The following is a 15,759-nucleotide window of genomic DNA, read 5'->3' as shown; positions in this document are numbered from 1 at the left end:
CGCACGCCCAGACCGGTCACCGTCTCTTGTAAGGGAACCAAGCCTGAGGGTCGTGAGTGGTCAGGCCGGTTAGAACCTGCGAGCCGATCAGTGCACGGGGTCAGAGGTCGCCGATACCCGAGTCGATGAGCGCTTCGCGCAGGGGCGCCGCGATCGAGGGAGCCGCGGCGAACGTCCCGTCGCTGCCCAGCGCGGGGTCCTCCCCCGGCAGGCTCACCACCGCGCCCGCCTCGGTGGCCACCAGCGCGCCCGCCGCCCAGTCCCAGCGCTTCAGCCCGTGCTCGACGTACCCGTCGACCCAGCCGGCGGCCACCGAACAGAGATCCAGCGACGCCGAACCGGGCCGCCGGATGTCCCGGACCCGCTCGAGCAGCCCCGCGATGAGCCGGGCCTGCCGGATCCGGCGCTCGGCCCGGTAGGCGAAGCCGGTGCTGACCAGGGCGAGATCGAGCCGCTCGGGGGCCGAGACCCGCACCGGTTTGCCGTCCGCCCAGGCCCCGCCGCCGCGGACGGCCGTCCACCGGCGCCCGGTGACCGGCTCCACCACGGCCCCGGCGACCGAGACCCCGTCCACCTGCGCGGCCACCGAGACCGCGAACCACGGGAAGCCGTACAGGAAGTTCACCGTGCCGTCGATCGGGTCGACGACCCAGGTCACCCCGTCCCCGGCGGCGCCGCCGCCCTCCTCGCCGAGCACCGGCTCCCCGGGACGCAGTTCGGCCAGCCGGTCGCGGATCAGCTGCTCGGATTCGTGGTCGATCGCGGTCACCACGTCGGTGTCGCTGGTCTTCGTGTCGACCCGCACCGAACGGCCCGCCTGCATGTCGTCCCACGCCTTGCGGACCAGGCCCGCGGCCTCGACGGCCACTAGCTCGGCAACGTCTTTCAGGCCAGACTCGATAGCTCCCACGAACTCATGGGAACACATCCGGTTAAAGTCTCGTCCGCGGGCTTCTGAATCGTGGGAGTCCAACAGGCCGACAACAGCTGATCGATAAGGGAAGGGATCACGTCAATGACGGCGACCCGAGGTTTCGGAATCGACATCGGCGGCAGCGGGATCAAGGGCGCTCTTGTCGATCTGGAGAAGGGCCAGCTCATTGGTGACCGTCTCCGCATCGACACGCCCCGCCCGTCCACCCCGGAGGCGGTGGCCGACGTGGTGGCCGAGATCGTTCAGCACTTCGACTGGGACGGACCGGTCGGCGTGACCCTGCCCGCGGTGGTCAAGAAGGGCGTCGCGCACACCGCCGCGAACATCGACCCGGCCTGGATCGGAACCGACGCGGACGCGCTGTTCGCCAAGCGGCTCGGCCGCGACGTGGACGACGTGGCCATGCTCAACGACGCCGACGCCGCCGGCATGGCCGAGATGCGCTTCGGTGACCCGGCCGCCCGCCACGGCGTCGTCACGCTGCTGACGTTCGGCACCGGGATCGGCAGCGCGCTGTTCCACGACGGCAAGCTCGTCCCGAACACCGAGTTCGGCCACCTGGAAGTGGACGGGCACGACGCCGAGAAGAAGGCCGCGGCCTCGGTGAAGGACAACGAGGGGCTCTCCTATCCCGAATGGGCCAAGCGGGTCAACCGCTACCTCACCGTGCTGGAGAACCTGATCTGGCCGGACCTGTTCATCGTGGGCGGCGGGGTCAGCAAGAAGTCCGAGAAGTGGGTCCCGCTGCTCGACATCCGCACCCGCGTCGGCGTCGCGTCGCTGCAGAACAACGCGGGCATCGTGGGCGCCGCCGCGGCCGCCGCCGAGGGCATCGAACACTGATCGAGCGGTGATCGACCAGGGCCGGGACCCGGCCGAGGTGCGATCGCTGCGCAACTCGCTGGTGCAACGTCGTTACAATGGAACACGGCCCTCGGCTGCGGAGGGTAAAACCGCAGGCCGGGGGACGTTCCCCGAATTTGAGGCAGCCGAGGCGCACACGTCCCGGCTGGCCTGATCGACCGCTGCGAAAGGGCGTACGTGGCAGCCGCAAAAACCGCTACCCGAAGCGGCACGAAGACAACGAGCGCCGCGAAGGCTTCGTCGGCCGGCGCGGAGCCCGATACCACCGCCGCCGAGAACGGCACCGCGAAGAAGCCCGCGGCCCGCAAGACCGCCGCGACCAAGGCTCCCGCGAAGAAGGCTCCCGCCAAGGGCACCCGGACCCGCAAGACGGCGGCGAAGGCCGACCCCAAGGGCGAGGCCGACGGTCCCGGTGAGGACTTCGACGAGGCCGAGCTGGAGACCCCGGATCTCTCCGATCTGGAAGAGGTCGAGGTCGACGTCGTCGACGCCACCGTCACCGAGGACGAACCGGACGAGGCCGAAGACGAGCCCGCCGCCCGAGGTGAGCGGAGCGGCGCCAAGGGGGGCAAGTCGAACGACCCGGACTTCGTGTGGGACGAGGAGGAGTCCGAGGCGCTGCGGCAGGCCCGCAAGGACGCCGAACTCACCGCCTCCGCCGACTCCGTCCGCGCCTACCTCAAGCAGATCGGCAAGGTCGCCCTCCTCAACGCCGAAGAAGAGGTCGAACTCGCCAAACGCATCGAGGCCGGGCTCTACGCGGCGGAGCGCGTCCGCACGGCCGAGGAGGAGGGCGAGAAGCTCGCCACCCAGATGCGCCGCGATCTGAAGTGGATCGTGCGCGACGGCGAACGCGCGAAGAACCACCTGCTGGAAGCGAACCTGCGGCTGGTGGTGTCGCTGGCCAAGCGGTACACCGGCCGCGGAATGGCCTTCCTGGACCTCATCCAGGAAGGCAACCTCGGCCTGATCCGCGCGGTCGAGAAGTTCGACTACACCAAGGGCTACAAGTTCTCCACCTATGCCACCTGGTGGATCCGGCAGGCCATCACCCGCGCCATGGCCGACCAGGCACGCACCATCCGCATCCCGGTGCACATGGTCGAGGTGATCAACAAACTCGGCCGCATCCAGCGCGAACTGCTCCAGGACCTCGGTCGCGAGCCCACCCCCGAGGAACTCGCGAAGGAAATGGACATCTCCCCGGAGAAGGTCCTGGAGATCCAGCAGTACGCCCGCGAACCCATCAGCCTGGACCAGACGATCGGCGACGAAGGCGACTCCCAGCTCGGCGACTTCATCGAAGACTCCGAAGCCGTCGTCGCCGTCGACGCCGTGTCGTTCACCTTGCTGCAGGACCAGTTGCAGTCGGTCCTGCAAACCCTCTCCGAACGCGAGGCAGGCGTCGTGCGACTGCGGTTCGGACTCACCGACGGCCAGCCGAGAACTTTAGACGAAATCGGCCAGGTCTACGGCGTCACCCGCGAACGCATCCGCCAAATCGAATCGAAAACCATGTCCAAACTCCGCCACCCGTCGCGCTCCCAGGTCCTGCGCGACTACCTCGACTGAGAACAGAACGGGCGAGGGCCGCTGACCTCCGGGTCGGCGGCCCTCGATCGTTTCGCCGGACCGTGACGTGATCGATTCGCTACTACTCGCGGGCATGGTCGTTACAATGGAGGATGGCCCAGGGACTGCCGAGGCAGGCCGAGGGACGTTCCCCGAAATCTGAGGCAGCTGAGAGGCCGGAGCGTTCCGGTTCACCGTGATCGATCGCTGCGAAAGGGTGTACGTGGCAGCCGCAAAGACCGCTACTCGAAGCGGGACCAAGACCAGCAGCGCCGCCAAGGCCGGTGCCGCCGACCCCGAGACCGAGGGCGAGGCCGCCCCGCCCGCGGGCAAGAAGGCGCCCGGCCGCAAGCCGGCCGCGAAGAAGGCTCCCGCGAAGGGCACTCGCAGGACCGCGGCGAAGGCCGACCCCAAGGGCGAGCCCGGCGAGCCCGGTGAGGACTTCGACGAGGCCGAGCTGGAGACCCCGGATCTCTCCGATCTGGAAGAGGTCGAGGTCGACGTCGTCGACGCCACCGTCACCGAGGACGAACCGGAGGATACCGAGGAAGAAGAGACCCCCGCCCGCGCGACGAGCGGCAAGGGCGCGAAGGGCTCCAGCGAATCGGGTTTCGTGTGGGACGAGGAGGAGTCCGAGGCGCTGCGGCAGGCCCGCAAGGACGCCGAACTCACCGCCTCCGCCGACTCCGTCCGCGCCTACCTCAAGCAGATCGGCAAGGTCGCCCTCCTCAACGCCGAAGAAGAGGTCGAACTCGCCAAACGCATCGAGGCCGGGCTCTACGCGGCCGAACGCCTGCGCAACGTGGAAGAAGAGGGCGAGAAGCTCCCCACGCAGATGCGCCGCGATCTGAAGTGGATCGTGCGCGACGGCGAACGCGCCAAGTACCACCTGCTGGAGGCGAACCTGCGGCTGGTGGTGTCGCTGGCCAAGCGGTACACCGGCCGCGGAATGGCGTTCCTGGACCTCATCCAGGAAGGCAACCTCGGCCTGATCCGCGCGGTCGAGAAGTTCGACTACACCAAGGGTTTCAAGTTCTCCACCTATGCCACCTGGTGGATCCGGCAGGCGATCACCCGCGCCATGGCCGACCAGGCGCGGACGATCCGCATCCCGGTGCACATGGTCGAGGTGATCAACAAGCTGGGTCGCATCCAGCGCGAACTGCTCCAGGATCTCGGTCGCGAGCCGACTCCGGAAGAGCTGGCCAAGGAGATGGACATCTCGCCGGAGAAGGTGCTGGAGATCCAGCAGTACGCCCGCGAACCCATCAGCCTGGACCAGAGGATCGGCGACGAAGGGGACTCCCAGCTCGGCGACTTCATCGAAGACTCCGAAGCCGTCGTCGCCGTCGACGCCGTGTCGTTCACCTTGCTGCAGGACCAACTGCAATCGGTCCTGCAAACCCTCTCCGAACGCGAGGCAGGCGTCGTCCGACTGCGGTTCGGACTCACCGACGGCCAGCCGAGAACTTTAGACGAAATCGGCCAAGTCTACGGCGTCACCCGCGAACGCATCCGCCAAATCGAATCCAAGACCATGTCGAAGCTGCGGCACCCGTCGCGCTCCCAGGTCCTGCGCGACTACCTCGACTGACAACCAACTTCAGGATCGAGCGGGCCTCGCGTGGCGAGTCGACGAACGCGCGTCGGCGAAGCCACACGATTGTGGCGGCGGGGCGCCGAACCACGGGAGGTGACCTGAAAGGCCAGGTCGAAGCCCCGGCGACGCAATCGTGTCCGCGCGTTTCAAAACAACACTGAGAGAGTTTCTGCCTTGGGCAACGCTTTGATCCGCCTCGACCGGGAACCGTCGGGGCTGGCGGTGCTGACCGTCGACGCTCCCCCGCTGAACCTGTACACCGCCGAGCTGCAGAACGAACTGACCGGCACCATCGGCGAGCTGGAGGCGGAACCGGCGCGGGCACTGCTGGTCCGGGCCGAGGGCAAGATCGTCAGCGGTGGTGTCGACGTTTCGCTGTTCGACGCGCAGGACGGCCCCGCCGAGGCCAAGGTCCTGTTCGACCAGATGCTCGCGGTGCCGGACCGGATCGCCGCGCTGCCGTTCCCGACCGTCTTCGCCGCGCACGGGTTGTGCCTGACGTGGGCGTTCGAGGTCGCGGTCGCGTGCGATCTGATCCTCGCCGCGGAACGGGCCAAATTCGGCCTGGTGGAGAAGGTCGTCGGGCTGACGCCCACCATGGGCGGCACGCAACGGCTCGCGGCCCGCGCCGGAGTCGGCCGGGCCAAGGAGTTCGTGATGACCGGGGACCGGTACGACGCGCGCACCATGGAGCGGTGGAACGTGGTGAACCGCGTGCTGCCCGACGAGGGTTTCGACGCCGCGGCCCGGGAATTCGCCGCCGGGCTCGCCGCGGGCCCGACGCGTGCGCACGCCGCCACGAAGAAGGTGCTCGAGCATTTCGAGCACGGGGGCGTCGCCGAGGCCAACGAGCACATCACCACGATCGCCGCGGATCTGTTCACCACGGCCGATCTCAAGGCGGCGGTGCGCTCGTTCCTCACCGAGGGTCCGGGAAAGGCGACCTTCACCGGTTCCTGAAAGGCCACTGTGGACACAACTTTGTCCGCTATTCTCGGCTGATGCCTCAGGGTTACCGCTATCCGGATCCCGGCGACCGGGTCACGGCCTCGTTCATCGGACAGCACGAGCCGTATCCCGGATACTGGGCGGTGAGCGAGCAACGGGCCTTCGCCCATCTCGGCGAACGGATCACCGAGCACCTGGGCTCCCGCGGGGAAACCCGGGCGCTGGACGCCGGATGCGGGGACGGCCGGTTGCTGCCCTGGCTGGCCGGTTTCGCGGCGGAGATCACCGCGACCGATCCGGATCCCGACCGCCTCGCCGCGGCCCGCACCACCCGCCTGCCCGCGGAAACCCGGATCTCCTTCCAGCACACGCCGATGACCGGGATCACCGGCGGACCGTACGACCTGGTGCTGTGCAGCCACATCGTCCAGCACATGCCGACCGGCGACGTCGAACCATCGTTGCGGCGGCTGCGGGACCTCGCCGCGCCCGGCGGCCTCCTGGTGCTGAGCTACCGCCGCGCGCCGGTGGGCCGCGGCGGATACACCCTGGACCGTTCCGAAGGCGGTGCGATCCGCTCCGAGCCCGTCGATCGCGACCGGTTCGACGAGGCGGCCACCACCGGCGCCCGGGAAGGCGTCCTGCCGGTCCGGGCCCTCGATCCGCAGGCCTTCGGCAAGGAAGTCGCCGCAACCGGCTGGACGTCCGTCTGGACCTGGACCTACCACGTGCTGGAAGATTTCGGCGTGCTCGACCGGCATGCCGACCGCGACGAAGTGGTCAACGCCCAGCCCGCCCTGCTGCGGGACCTGGGCCGCGACATCGTCACCCTGTGGCGGCGCGAACCGTGACCCGCGGCCCCGTGGACGGGAAACTCCTGCTGTCCTACTTGTGGGCCATCCCGATGTCATCGGGAGAATCGGACCAGGTCTTCGCGCGGGCACGCGAGAACGCCCTGCTCAAGCGGCTGGACGGCAAGCTCCGCGACGACTGGGCCGCCGCGGAGGCGTTCCTCTTCCTCGAGGGCGAGCCGCTCAACCGGTGGGTTCTCGCCACTTCCCCGCTGGCCGCCGCGATCGGGGACGAGACGCTGCGCTGCGAACTGATCGTCACCTGGCACCCCGGCTATCGCGCGATGACGCTGGTGGTCGCGCTCACCGTGGCGGATTCGGGCACGGTGAGCGCCCGGGACTTCGACCGGGCGATCGCGCTGGTGCAGAGTTTCCAGGGGCGCCCCTGCGCACATCCCGGCCGGGACGCCGAAATCCACGGCCGCTACCGGAAAACCCCGTTCCCGTCGGTTCGCGCCGCCGTGGACGCCGTGTTCGACGAGCTCACCGCGGGCACGGTCGACGAGGAGATGAAACGGGGCGCCTGGTGCGTCGAACTCCGCGCCGCGCACGGACATCCCGCCGACAAAACGGTTCCCGCCGATCCCCGCCCGTTCTACGGGCTCGCCACCGGGGACGAGGGCTGGCGGTTCGTGCCCAACGCGGTGGCCGCCACGGCGCTCGGCGAACCGTGGGGCACCCGGGAGTTCGTCGCGGTCTACAGCATGGCGACCGGGATCATCTGCATCAACCACAAGGGTGCGGACTACGTCGAACGGCAGCACGAGTTCACCCGGGAACACTTCGGCCAGGCCGAGCCGTACTTCGCCCTGGACACCGCGGTGGCGGGCCTCGACCACGGGGCCCTGTTCGTGCTCGAACGGGTGCTGGTCCGGCTCGCGCTGGCCGACCGGTGGCTGCACAGCGCGCATCCCGAACTCACCGGACCGGACCGGGCTCGCGACGCGGCCACCCGGACCCGGTTGCTGCGCGGCTCGCTCGACGACATCCTGCAACTGCTGAACGCCCTGCTGCCGCCCGAGGTCGACTCGCTGGAACGCCGGGTCAGCACGCGGATGGGGGTCGAGCGGACCATCCAGCAACTCGACCGGCAGGCCGAGGCGATGGACGAGGAGACCCGGTACGCCTACGAAAGCGTGGTCAGCGCCCGGGTCACCCGGCTGACCGCGGTGACCGTCGTCCTCACCGTGGTCACCATCGTGCTCGGCGTCCTCCAGGTCCTCGTCTCGCTCTGACCCGGTTCGCACTTTGTCGGGCTCACCGGCGGGACCGGGTGCGCTTGGCCCCGGCGGCCAGCACCAGGATTCCGCCCACCACGGCCATCACCACGCTCGCCGGGATGTGCATGCTCTCCGGCAGAACGTGCAGTTGCACGAACCAGCTCTTCGAACCGCTCCCCGCGATCCGGTTGATGAAACCGCCGATTCCCTGCACCAGCAAAGCGATTCCGAGTATCTCGATCATGAGTTCACCCTTTCCTTCGGCGGCGAGAGCGTGACCCAGAGCGGGCCGACGACGAACCAGATGGCGGTGATCACGCCGAGCCGGGGCAGCCAGCCGCTGCCCGCCCAGAGGCCCCGGGTCTGTTCCGGGGTGCCGACCACGAAGATCAGCAACAGCAGGATCGCCGCGGCGATCCCGGCGCCCAGTACGCACCGGCCCCATTCGCGCCACTCGTGGCGGACCTTGGCCCGGCCGTACTTCGGCGGCTTCGGCGGGGGCGGCCCGCCCGCGAACCGGTGCGCGAACCGCGCGTCCGCCCAGCGGATCATCCGGGGTCCGAACGCGACACTGAACCCCAGGTACACCGCGGCGAGCCCGTGCACCCCGTTCGCCTGGCCGCCGTGCGACAGGTCGATCACGGTGGCCACGAGCACGCCGAGGTCGATCACCGGCGTCGCGGCGAGCAGGACCGTGCTCGTCCGGCGCAGGCGCAGCAGGTAGCGGGCGATCAGGCCACCGGCGATGAACACCCAGAACCCGATCTCCCCGGCGGCGATCACCACCGCCATCGGGTTGTCGGCGAGGAAGTCAAGGATCTTGTCCACAGTGGAGAGCGTGCCGCCGCCGGGGCGTTCCCACGTCGGCGAAGGGCACGAGATCGGGGTCATCAGTTCGTAGGACGCCGCCCGGCGGGCCGATGTGCTGTGATGGTGGACGTGCAAGTCCGTTCGCTGCTCGCCGCGCTGGATTTCCGGCGCCTGGGTCCGTGGCAGCAGGACGCCGTGATCGCCGCGGGCACGTTCGCCTTCGGCTGCCTGCTGTACCTGACCGGCCTCTACCCGCTGTTCATGAACAAGTCCGGGCTCGTGTGGTGGCGGTTCGCCCTGTTCGGCATGGTTTGCCTGGCGGAGGTGTTCCGGCGGCACGCGCCGGGCACGGCGCTCGCCGTCGGCACGGCGGTCCTCACCGCGGATGTGGCGGCCGGGCTGAGCGCGCCCACCCTGATCGCGTACTCCGATCTGCTCTACTCGGCCACCCTGTACGGGACCCGGCGGCTGAGCCGGGCGATGATCCCGGCCGCCGCGATCATCACCCTGGGCGGGATCGTGGCCGCGCTGGTGTTGCTGGCGGATTGGCGCGCGGCCGTGGTGGCGGCCGCCGCCGCGCTGCCGCTGATCGTCGTGCCGGTGTGGTGGGCGGCCAACATCCGCCAGCACCGGGACATCGCCGAGAGCGAGCGGGCGAACGCGGCGCACCTGGCCCGGATCGCCGAACTGGACCGCCGCGCGGCGGTCGCGGCGGAACGCTCCCGGATGGCACGCGACCTGCACGACGTGATCGCCGGTCACCTCTCGGCGATCGCGCTCCAGTCCGAAGCGGTGCTGTCGATGTCCCAGGCCGATCCCGCCACGGCCCGGCAGGTGCTGGCCTCGGTGCGGGAGAACAGCGTGCGGGCCCTGGAGGAAATGCGGGCCATGATCGGGCTGCTGCGCGCGGACGGCGGCGAGGACGACGAGGTCACCGCGCCCGCACGGCTGGCGGAACTGTCCAAATTGGTCGAGTCGGCGCGCGCGAGCGGCATGCGCGTGGCGGTCGAATCGGACCTCGACGCATCGGCGGAGTTGCCCGCGGCGGTGGACCTGACCGCGTACCGGATCGCCCAGGAAGCGCTCACCAATGCGGTGAAGCACGCGCCGGGCGGCAGCGCCCGCGTGGCGCTCCGGCACCGGGACGGGATACTCACCGTCGAGGTGACCAACGAACTGACCATGACCGCTGGCGACACCAGCGACACCGGGACGGGGCTGCTGAACATGCGGGAACGGGCGACGGCGGTGGGCGGCTCGCTCTCGGCGGGGCCGTCCGGCACGGGCTGGCTGGTCCGCGCCGTGCTGCCGACCGCGGGGGTGCACTCGTGATCCGGGTGCTGGTGGCCGACGACCACGGCGCGATCCGGGCCGGGCTGGTGCTGATCCTGGGCAACGCCGAGGGCATCGAGGTGGTGGGCGAGGCCGCCGACGGCGCGGCCGCCGTCCGGCAGGCGCGGGCGCTGCGGCCGGATGTGGTGCTGATGGACGTGCGGATGCCCGGGATGGACGGGATCGCGGCGACGCGGGAACTGGTCGCCGAGGGCCTGGCCGACGTGCTCGTGCTGACCACCTTCGACCTGGACGAGTACGTGTACGCGGCGTTGCGCGCGGGCGCGGCGGGTTTCCTGCTCAAATCGGTGGATTCGAGCCGCCTCGTCGAGGCGGTCCGGCTGGTCGCCGCGGGCGAGGGGGTGCTGGCGCCGCAGATCACCCGCAAGCTGATCACCGCGTTCGCCTCGGCCGAACCGCCCGCGGCGACGCGCCCGCCGGGGCTGGACGACCTCACCGAACGCGAGCACGAGGTGCTGGTCTGCCTCGGCGAGGGCCTGTCCAACGCGCAGATCGCGAGCCGGTTGTTCATCGGCGAGACCACGGTCAAAACGCACGTCTCCCGGGTGCTCACCAAACTGGCCCTGCGCTCGCGCGTCCAGGCCGCGATCCTGGCTCAGGAAGCCGGGCTCGTCGAACGCTGACGTCAATCCGTGCATTCGGGTGGGTGATCTTCTACCGTTCCCGGAATGGGCATTCTGCGCACGCTTGACGTCGACGAGGTCCTGGAACGCCAGGACTCCAGTGAGCTGAAACGCCGCCTTCGTGGCCGCGACCTGGTGGGATTCGGGGTCGGGATCATCATCGGCACCGGCATCTTCACCCTCGCCGGCGTCGAAGCGAAGCACCACGCGGGCCCCGCGGTCACCCTGTCGTTCGTGATCGGCGCGGTCGTCGCCGGGCTGGCGGCGCTCTGCTACGCGGAACTCGCGTCGAGCGTGCCGACCGCGGGCAGCGCCTACACCTACGCGTTCGCGACGCTGGGCGAGGTGTTCGCCTGGATCATCGGCTGGGACCTGCTGCTGGAGTTCGCGCTCGGCGCGGCGGTCGTGTCGCGCGGCTGGTCGGGCTACCTGGCGAACCTGATGGGCCTGCCGCCGGAGCTGTTCGGCGAGGACGCGACGGTGAACATCGGGGCCGTGCTCATCATCGCCGTGCTCACGGTCGTCGCGGTCACCGGGATCCGGCAGTCCGCGCTGTTCACCAACGTGCTCGTGCTGGTGAAGGTCGCGGTGTGCGTGCTGATCCTGGCCATCGGCGTGTTCTTCATCTCCGGCGCCAACCTGACCCCGTTCATCCCGCCCGCCCAGCCGCCGTCCGACGGCAAGGACGTCCTGCACCAGCCCGTGGTGCAGGCGGGCCTCGGGCTGGAGCAGTCGGTCTACGGCATCGCCGGGATGGTCACCGCGGCGGCGATCGTGTTCTTCGCCTACACCGGTTTCGAGGCGCTGGCCAACCTCGGTGAGGAGACCCGGAACCCGCGCAAGGATCTGCGGGTGGGCATCCTCGGCGCGCTGGGCGTGTGCGCGCTGCTCTACATCGGCGTGTCGCTGGTGCTGACCGGCATGGTGCCGTTCGTGAACATCGACGAGGGCGCCCCGCTGGCGGCGGCGTTCGATTCGGTGGGCATGCACTGGATCGGCGCGCTGATCTCGCTGGGCGCGGTGACCGGGCTGACCTCGGTGATGATGGTGGAACTGGTCACCATCGGCCGGATCGGCTTCGCCATGGGGCGCGACGGCCTGCTGCCGAAGGCCCTGGGCACCGCGCACCCGCGCTGGGGTACCCCGCACCGGATGACCATCGGCGGCGCCACGCTGATCGCCCTGCTCGCCGCGTTCGTCCCGATCACCGAACTGTCCGACATGGTGAGCATCGGCGCGCTGTCGGCGATGATCATCGTCGCGATCGCCGTGCCGGTGCTGCGCAAGCGCCGCCCGGATCTGCCGCGGCCGTTCACCGTGCCGTTCTCCCCGGTGCTCCCGATCCTCGCGGCGCTGGCGTGCCTGTACCTGATGCTGAACCTGGACGTGCTGACCTGGATCCGGTTCGCCGCCTGGCTCGCCCTCGGTCTGGTGATCTACTTCGGCTACGGTCGCCGCCACTCGCGGCTCGCCGCCAAGGACCGGCAGGAAGGGACCTCCGCTCCCGGCGATCGATAGCGGGGGACCTTTACTCCCGGCAAACCGGAGCAAAGGTCCCTTGCTATCGCGTGGTCCCGCTCGAGCACGCGAGCGGGGTCAGGCGGCGGTGAGCGTCTGGGGTGAACTTGCTTCGCTGACGACGGTGTGCGTGGTTTCGTCGATGCTGATCAGGTGGAACTTGACGAGGATCGTGTCCCCGGCGTCGGCGACGCCGTCGTCCTCATCGGACTCCACGGTCACGTCCTCGATCTGGTCGGTCAGCCCGCAGTCGACGTCGAAGGAGGCGGATCCGGCATCGAGCGTCCGCAGGTCGACGAAGCTGACCAGCAGAACCGCGGTGCAGTCGGCGGAATCGGCGGTGCTGACCGGAATCTTGAACTGCACGGCGCCGGCGGCCTGGTGGGTGGCGGTCGCCGTGCCGATGGCGTTGGCGGGCGGCGGAACCGGTGTCGAGTTCGCCGCCATCCCATCCCCCGCGCAAGCCGCGACGCCCAAGATCGCCGCACCGAGCGGCAGCACGATCTGTCTTCGCATGATCTCATCCTCGAACTCGGGGAACGGCGATCCGGTGGGACCGCCGCGGCCAGAGCGTGCTCCGAACCCCGAAGGCAAGTAAAGAGAATCCGCCCGGCCCACTCCGTTGGCCGATTTCACCCGGTGATGCGGTCCCATAATTCGGTGCGCAGCCCCGCATCCGCCACCAGTTCGGCGGCCGCCGCGGCGGCCTCGGCGGGGACCACGAGGAGCAGTCCGCCCGGCGTCATCCCGTCGCGGCGCAGTGCGGCGGCGAGCCGATCCACCGGCTGCAGATGCACTCCGAAGCGCCCCAAGGTCGGGTAAGTGTCCACAACGGACACCAAGACGCCCCCGGTTCCGCTCAACGTTCCGCCGAACAGCACGAAATGGCCGACGCGCCAGCGCGAGGTCCACAGCGGCGGCAGCCCGCCGTCCAGGTAATCGGCGAACGCGCGATCCGGGGTGTCCTGCGCGGCGAACTCCGCGGTGGCCACATTCGCGATCACCGCACCGCGCGGCAGCCCGTGCACACCGGACAGCAGCCGCTCGAGGTTCGCCGCGGCCCACTCCCCGCTCGCCGGAACCGCGCGGAGCCGTTGCCCGGACAGGGTTTCGACGGCCCGCGCCACCCCCGCCGCGGAACTCCCGGCGGCCCGGGGATCGGTGGTGCTGGGCAACTCGAGCCGGTAATCGTCCCGGCCCTTCTCGCTCACCGGCCAGGTCGGCTCGCCCCCGGCCAGCACCACGGTCCCCGCCGCGAGCGCCGCCTCGTCCTGGTCGAGGACGGTGATTCCGTTGGCACGCAGGCAAACCAAGGTGACGAAGGCGCCGCACAGCTCGTTCTTCTGCGGCATTTCCGCCCGCGCTTCGGCGAGCACGTCCGCGGCGCCGGGGAACCAGCGCACGTCCTCCAGTAATCCCACCTAGTACCGCCAGAGATGTGCGGACACGATCTCGTCCACACTACGCTCCTCGGCCCAGTTCGCGTCAGACGATCGCACGGCCCGGAACGCGCCGAGCAGCTCTTCCCCCAGCACTCCGGCAACGCGCGGCGACGCGAGCAGGGCCGCGTCCTGTTCCCCGGGAGTCGCCGGCAGCCGCGCCACCCCGCGCGTGGTGCGGTCGCCCTCGCTCCAGGTGCCCGGATCGTCGGCGATCGGCTCCGGCGGGACCAGGCCCTCCTCGATCCCGGCCAGCCCGGCCGCGAGCACGGCGGCCAGCGCGAGATAGGGGTTCGCCGAAGCGTCCGACGGTTTGAGCTCCACGTTCGCGTGGTCGGCGCCGAGCAGGGCCGATCCCGGCACGTACCGCAGCGGCGCCTCGCGGTTCTCCACGCCCCAGAACGCGTAGGCGCTGGCGAAGTAGCCCGGCCGCAGGCGCAGCGTCGACGGCACGCTGGGCGCGGTGACCGCGGTCAGCGCGGGCAGATCGCGCAGCAGCCCCGCGAGGTAAGCCGCGCCCTCCGGACCGGGTTCGCCCGCCCCGGCGAGCAGGTTGCGGCCCCGTCGCCAGATCGAGGTGTGCAGGTGCCAGCCGTTCCCGGCGGCTTCCGGGCTGACAATCGGCGCGAAGCTCACCCGCAGGCCGTGCGCGTGCGCGGCCGCGTGGATCGTCTGGCGCGCCAGCAACTGGTCGTCGGCGGCGGACACCGGATCGGTCGCGGCGAGCGACAACTCGATCTGGGCGAGCCCGTACTCGGCGTGCAACTGGCCGATGCGCAACCCGTTGGCGGCGAAGTCGTGCAGCAGGGCGGCGATGAACCCGTCCAGCTCGACCAGGGCGTGCGGGCTGTAGGCGGGCCCGGGATGCCCGGGGGAGGACGCGATGTCCGTGCTGCCCAGCGGCGCGATCGCGAACTCGAGTTCGTACCCGGCCTTCAGCTCGAACCCCTGCTTGGCGGCCTGGTCGACCTGCGCCTGCAGGACCGTGCGCTGGCAGTAGGGCCAGGGTGTACCGTCGGCCGCGACCTGCCGCCCCGGCGCCCAGGCCAGCGCGGGCTGCCCGGCCAGCCGGCGCAGGCGCTCGATCACCGGGATCAGGCGGACGTCCCCGGACGGCGTGGCCAGGCCGGTGTGGCCGTAGGTGATGGCGTCGTGCGTGTCGAAGACGGCGAACAGCGAGGTGACCCCGATGCCCCGGTTCGCGGCGTCGGCGAGGCCCGCGATCGGGACGATGCGCGAACGGGGAATCCCGTTGTTGTCCGCCCACGAGACCTGGACGCCGGTCACCCCGGCGGCGGCGAGGTCCTTGGCCGCCGCGGATGCCGCTTTCGTCATGGCCCGCCTCCGTATCCGGTTGCGATGAACAACTACCACCACTCCGCGAAGACCGCTCGTTGTCGACGTTCCGTTGCCTTGTGGTCACGTTCGGCTTTCATTGCGAGCGTTGTCACTTCGCCGAAATTGCGCTGAGAACGAACAAGATCGGCCTCAGCAGACCTTGACCAACGGCCCGGCCGCCAGGTACAAGCCGCGCTGACGACCCTTCTCACCAGCCAAAACACGGTCACCCGGCGTATCGGGTGTCCTGGATGTCGGGATTGATCTACGACATACGGAGTAATTCGGCGTGACACGCGTCCCACCGGCGCGGGAACACTTGCGACCTCCCAAGCGTCTGCAAGAGTGGAAGCAGCGAACACCGCGGAGCCGGTGGCGACCCCGCCCCCGGCATCAGTGCCGAAGTGGTCGTGGCTGGACTGACGGTATCGGGCAACCGATGCCGGGACGGAGGGAGACTCCAATGACATCACCGACGCTCACCCGCCCCGAACTGACCGCTGCAGACCGTTGCGACCGTTGCGGGGCCGCAGCACAGGTACGGGCCATTCTCAGCACCGGTGGCGAGTTGCTCTTCTGTGGACACCACGCCCGTGAGCACGAGAGCAAGCTCAAGGAACTGTCGGCGGACATCCAGCGCGGCTGAGCGCACTACCAGCGACCGGAACGGGCGCGGATCCTGCGGATCC

The 15,759-nt window shown here is 69.9% G+C and carries 16 protein-coding genes; 10 read left to right on the top strand and 6 right to left on the bottom strand.

Going from position 1 to position 15,759, the window contains the following annotated elements:
• Positions 1 to 100: 100 nt before the first annotated feature.
• Positions 101 to 928 carry an inositol monophosphatase family protein gene (locus FXO23_RS09570; RefSeq protein WP_158883028.1) on the bottom strand — a complete coding sequence of 276 codons (828 nt, stop codon included), beginning with the start codon at positions 926 to 928 and terminating at the stop codon, positions 101 to 103.
• Between the two features lie 87 nt (positions 929 to 1,015).
• Between FXO23_RS09570 and ppgK the strand changes: the two genes are divergently transcribed.
• The 6 genes from ppgK to FXO23_RS09540 all read left to right on the top strand — a co-directional run bounded on the left by ppgK (position 1,016) and on the right by FXO23_RS09540 (position 8,004).
• Positions 1,016 to 1,777 carry a polyphosphate--glucose phosphotransferase gene (gene ppgK, locus FXO23_RS09565; RefSeq protein WP_158883026.1) on the top strand — a complete coding sequence of 254 codons (762 nt, stop codon included), beginning with the start codon at positions 1,016 to 1,018 and terminating at the stop codon, positions 1,775 to 1,777.
• 198 nt (positions 1,778 to 1,975) lie between these two features.
• A complete protein-coding gene (locus FXO23_RS09560; RefSeq protein WP_158883024.1) occupies positions 1,976 to 3,370 on the top strand; it encodes an RNA polymerase sigma factor in 1,395 nt (464 codons plus the stop codon).
• Positions 3,371 to 3,593: 223 nt separating this feature from the next.
• Positions 3,594 to 4,964, top strand: a complete 1,371-nt coding sequence (locus tag FXO23_RS09555; protein WP_158883022.1) for an RNA polymerase sigma factor — start codon at positions 3,594 to 3,596, stop codon at positions 4,962 to 4,964.
• A gap of 180 nt (positions 4,965 to 5,144) precedes the next feature.
• The gene (locus tag FXO23_RS09550) at positions 5,145 to 5,930 is read left to right on the top strand and encodes an enoyl-CoA hydratase/isomerase family protein (RefSeq protein WP_246257059.1); all 786 of its coding nucleotides are present in this window, start codon (positions 5,145 to 5,147) and stop codon (positions 5,928 to 5,930) included.
• Positions 5,931 to 5,971: 41 nt separating this feature from the next.
• Positions 5,972 to 6,769, top strand: coding sequence for a class I SAM-dependent methyltransferase (locus FXO23_RS09545; protein ID WP_246257058.1), 798 nt, complete (start codon positions 5,972 to 5,974; stop codon positions 6,767 to 6,769).
• Positions 6,751 to 8,004: a hypothetical protein gene (locus FXO23_RS09540; RefSeq protein WP_246257056.1), complete on the top strand. Its 1,254-nt coding sequence runs from the start codon at positions 6,751 to 6,753 to the stop codon at positions 8,002 to 8,004. Before FXO23_RS09545 ends, FXO23_RS09540 begins: the two co-directional genes overlap by 19 nt.
• Positions 8,005 to 8,026: 22 nt before the next feature.
• Here FXO23_RS09540 and FXO23_RS09535 read toward each other — a convergent pair whose 3' ends face one another.
• On the bottom strand, positions 8,027 to 8,233 hold the full coding sequence (locus FXO23_RS09535; RefSeq protein ID WP_158883020.1) for a hypothetical protein: 207 nt from the start codon (positions 8,231 to 8,233) through the stop codon (positions 8,027 to 8,029).
• Complete coding sequence (locus FXO23_RS09530) at positions 8,230 to 8,817, bottom strand: hypothetical protein (RefSeq protein ID WP_158883082.1); 588 nt, start codon at positions 8,815 to 8,817, stop codon at positions 8,230 to 8,232. Before FXO23_RS09530 ends, FXO23_RS09535 begins: the two co-directional genes overlap by 4 nt.
• Positions 8,818 to 8,919: 102 nt before the next feature.
• Between FXO23_RS09530 and FXO23_RS09525 the strand changes: the two genes are divergently transcribed.
• The 3 genes from FXO23_RS09525 to FXO23_RS09515 are packed head-to-tail and all read left to right on the top strand — an operon-like array spanning position 8,920 to position 12,293.
• Entirely contained in the window at positions 8,920 to 10,131 is a 1,212-nt protein-coding gene (locus tag FXO23_RS09525) for a sensor histidine kinase (RefSeq protein ID WP_158883018.1), read from the top strand.
• Entirely contained in the window at positions 10,128 to 10,775 is a 648-nt protein-coding gene (locus FXO23_RS09520) for a response regulator (RefSeq protein ID WP_158883016.1), read from the top strand. The genes FXO23_RS09525 and FXO23_RS09520 overlap by 4 nt, the downstream gene beginning before the upstream one ends.
• Positions 10,776 to 10,820: 45 nt before the next feature.
• Positions 10,821 to 12,293, top strand: a complete 1,473-nt coding sequence (locus tag FXO23_RS09515; RefSeq protein ID WP_158883014.1) for an amino acid permease — start codon at positions 10,821 to 10,823, stop codon at positions 12,291 to 12,293.
• Positions 12,294 to 12,371: 78 nt separating this feature from the next.
• On the opposite strand, the gene FXO23_RS09510 is transcribed toward FXO23_RS09515, so the two are convergent.
• The 3 genes from FXO23_RS09510 to FXO23_RS09500 all read right to left on the bottom strand — a co-directional run bounded on the left by FXO23_RS09510 (position 12,372) and on the right by FXO23_RS09500 (position 15,067).
• A complete protein-coding gene (locus FXO23_RS09510) occupies positions 12,372 to 12,809 on the bottom strand; it encodes a hypothetical protein (RefSeq protein ID WP_158883012.1) in 438 nt (145 codons plus the stop codon).
• A 116-nt stretch (positions 12,810 to 12,925) separates the two neighbouring features.
• Positions 12,926 to 13,714 (bottom strand): DUF6885 family protein, encoded by a 789-nt coding sequence (locus FXO23_RS09505; RefSeq protein WP_158883010.1) that lies wholly within the window; start codon positions 13,712 to 13,714, stop codon positions 12,926 to 12,928.
• The gene (locus FXO23_RS09500) at positions 13,715 to 15,067 is read right to left on the bottom strand and encodes a type I glutamate--ammonia ligase (RefSeq protein ID WP_158883008.1); all 1,353 of its coding nucleotides are present in this window, start codon (positions 15,065 to 15,067) and stop codon (positions 13,715 to 13,717) included. It abuts the gene before it with no gap.
• 466 nt (positions 15,068 to 15,533) lie between these two features.
• Here FXO23_RS09500 and FXO23_RS09495 point away from each other — a divergent pair, with 466 nt between their 5' ends.
• Positions 15,534 to 15,716, top strand: a complete 183-nt coding sequence (locus FXO23_RS09495; protein WP_158883006.1) for a DUF7455 domain-containing protein — start codon at positions 15,534 to 15,536, stop codon at positions 15,714 to 15,716.
• Positions 15,717 to 15,759: the final 43 nt, after the last annotated feature.

The organism is Amycolatopsis anabasis (assembly GCF_009765355.1).
GTDB classification, from domain to species: domain Bacteria; phylum Actinomycetota; class Actinomycetes; order Mycobacteriales; family Pseudonocardiaceae; genus Amycolatopsis; species Amycolatopsis anabasis.
Note: the sequence above shows the minus strand (reverse complement) of the source record. Positions and strands in the feature narration are given on the sequence as shown.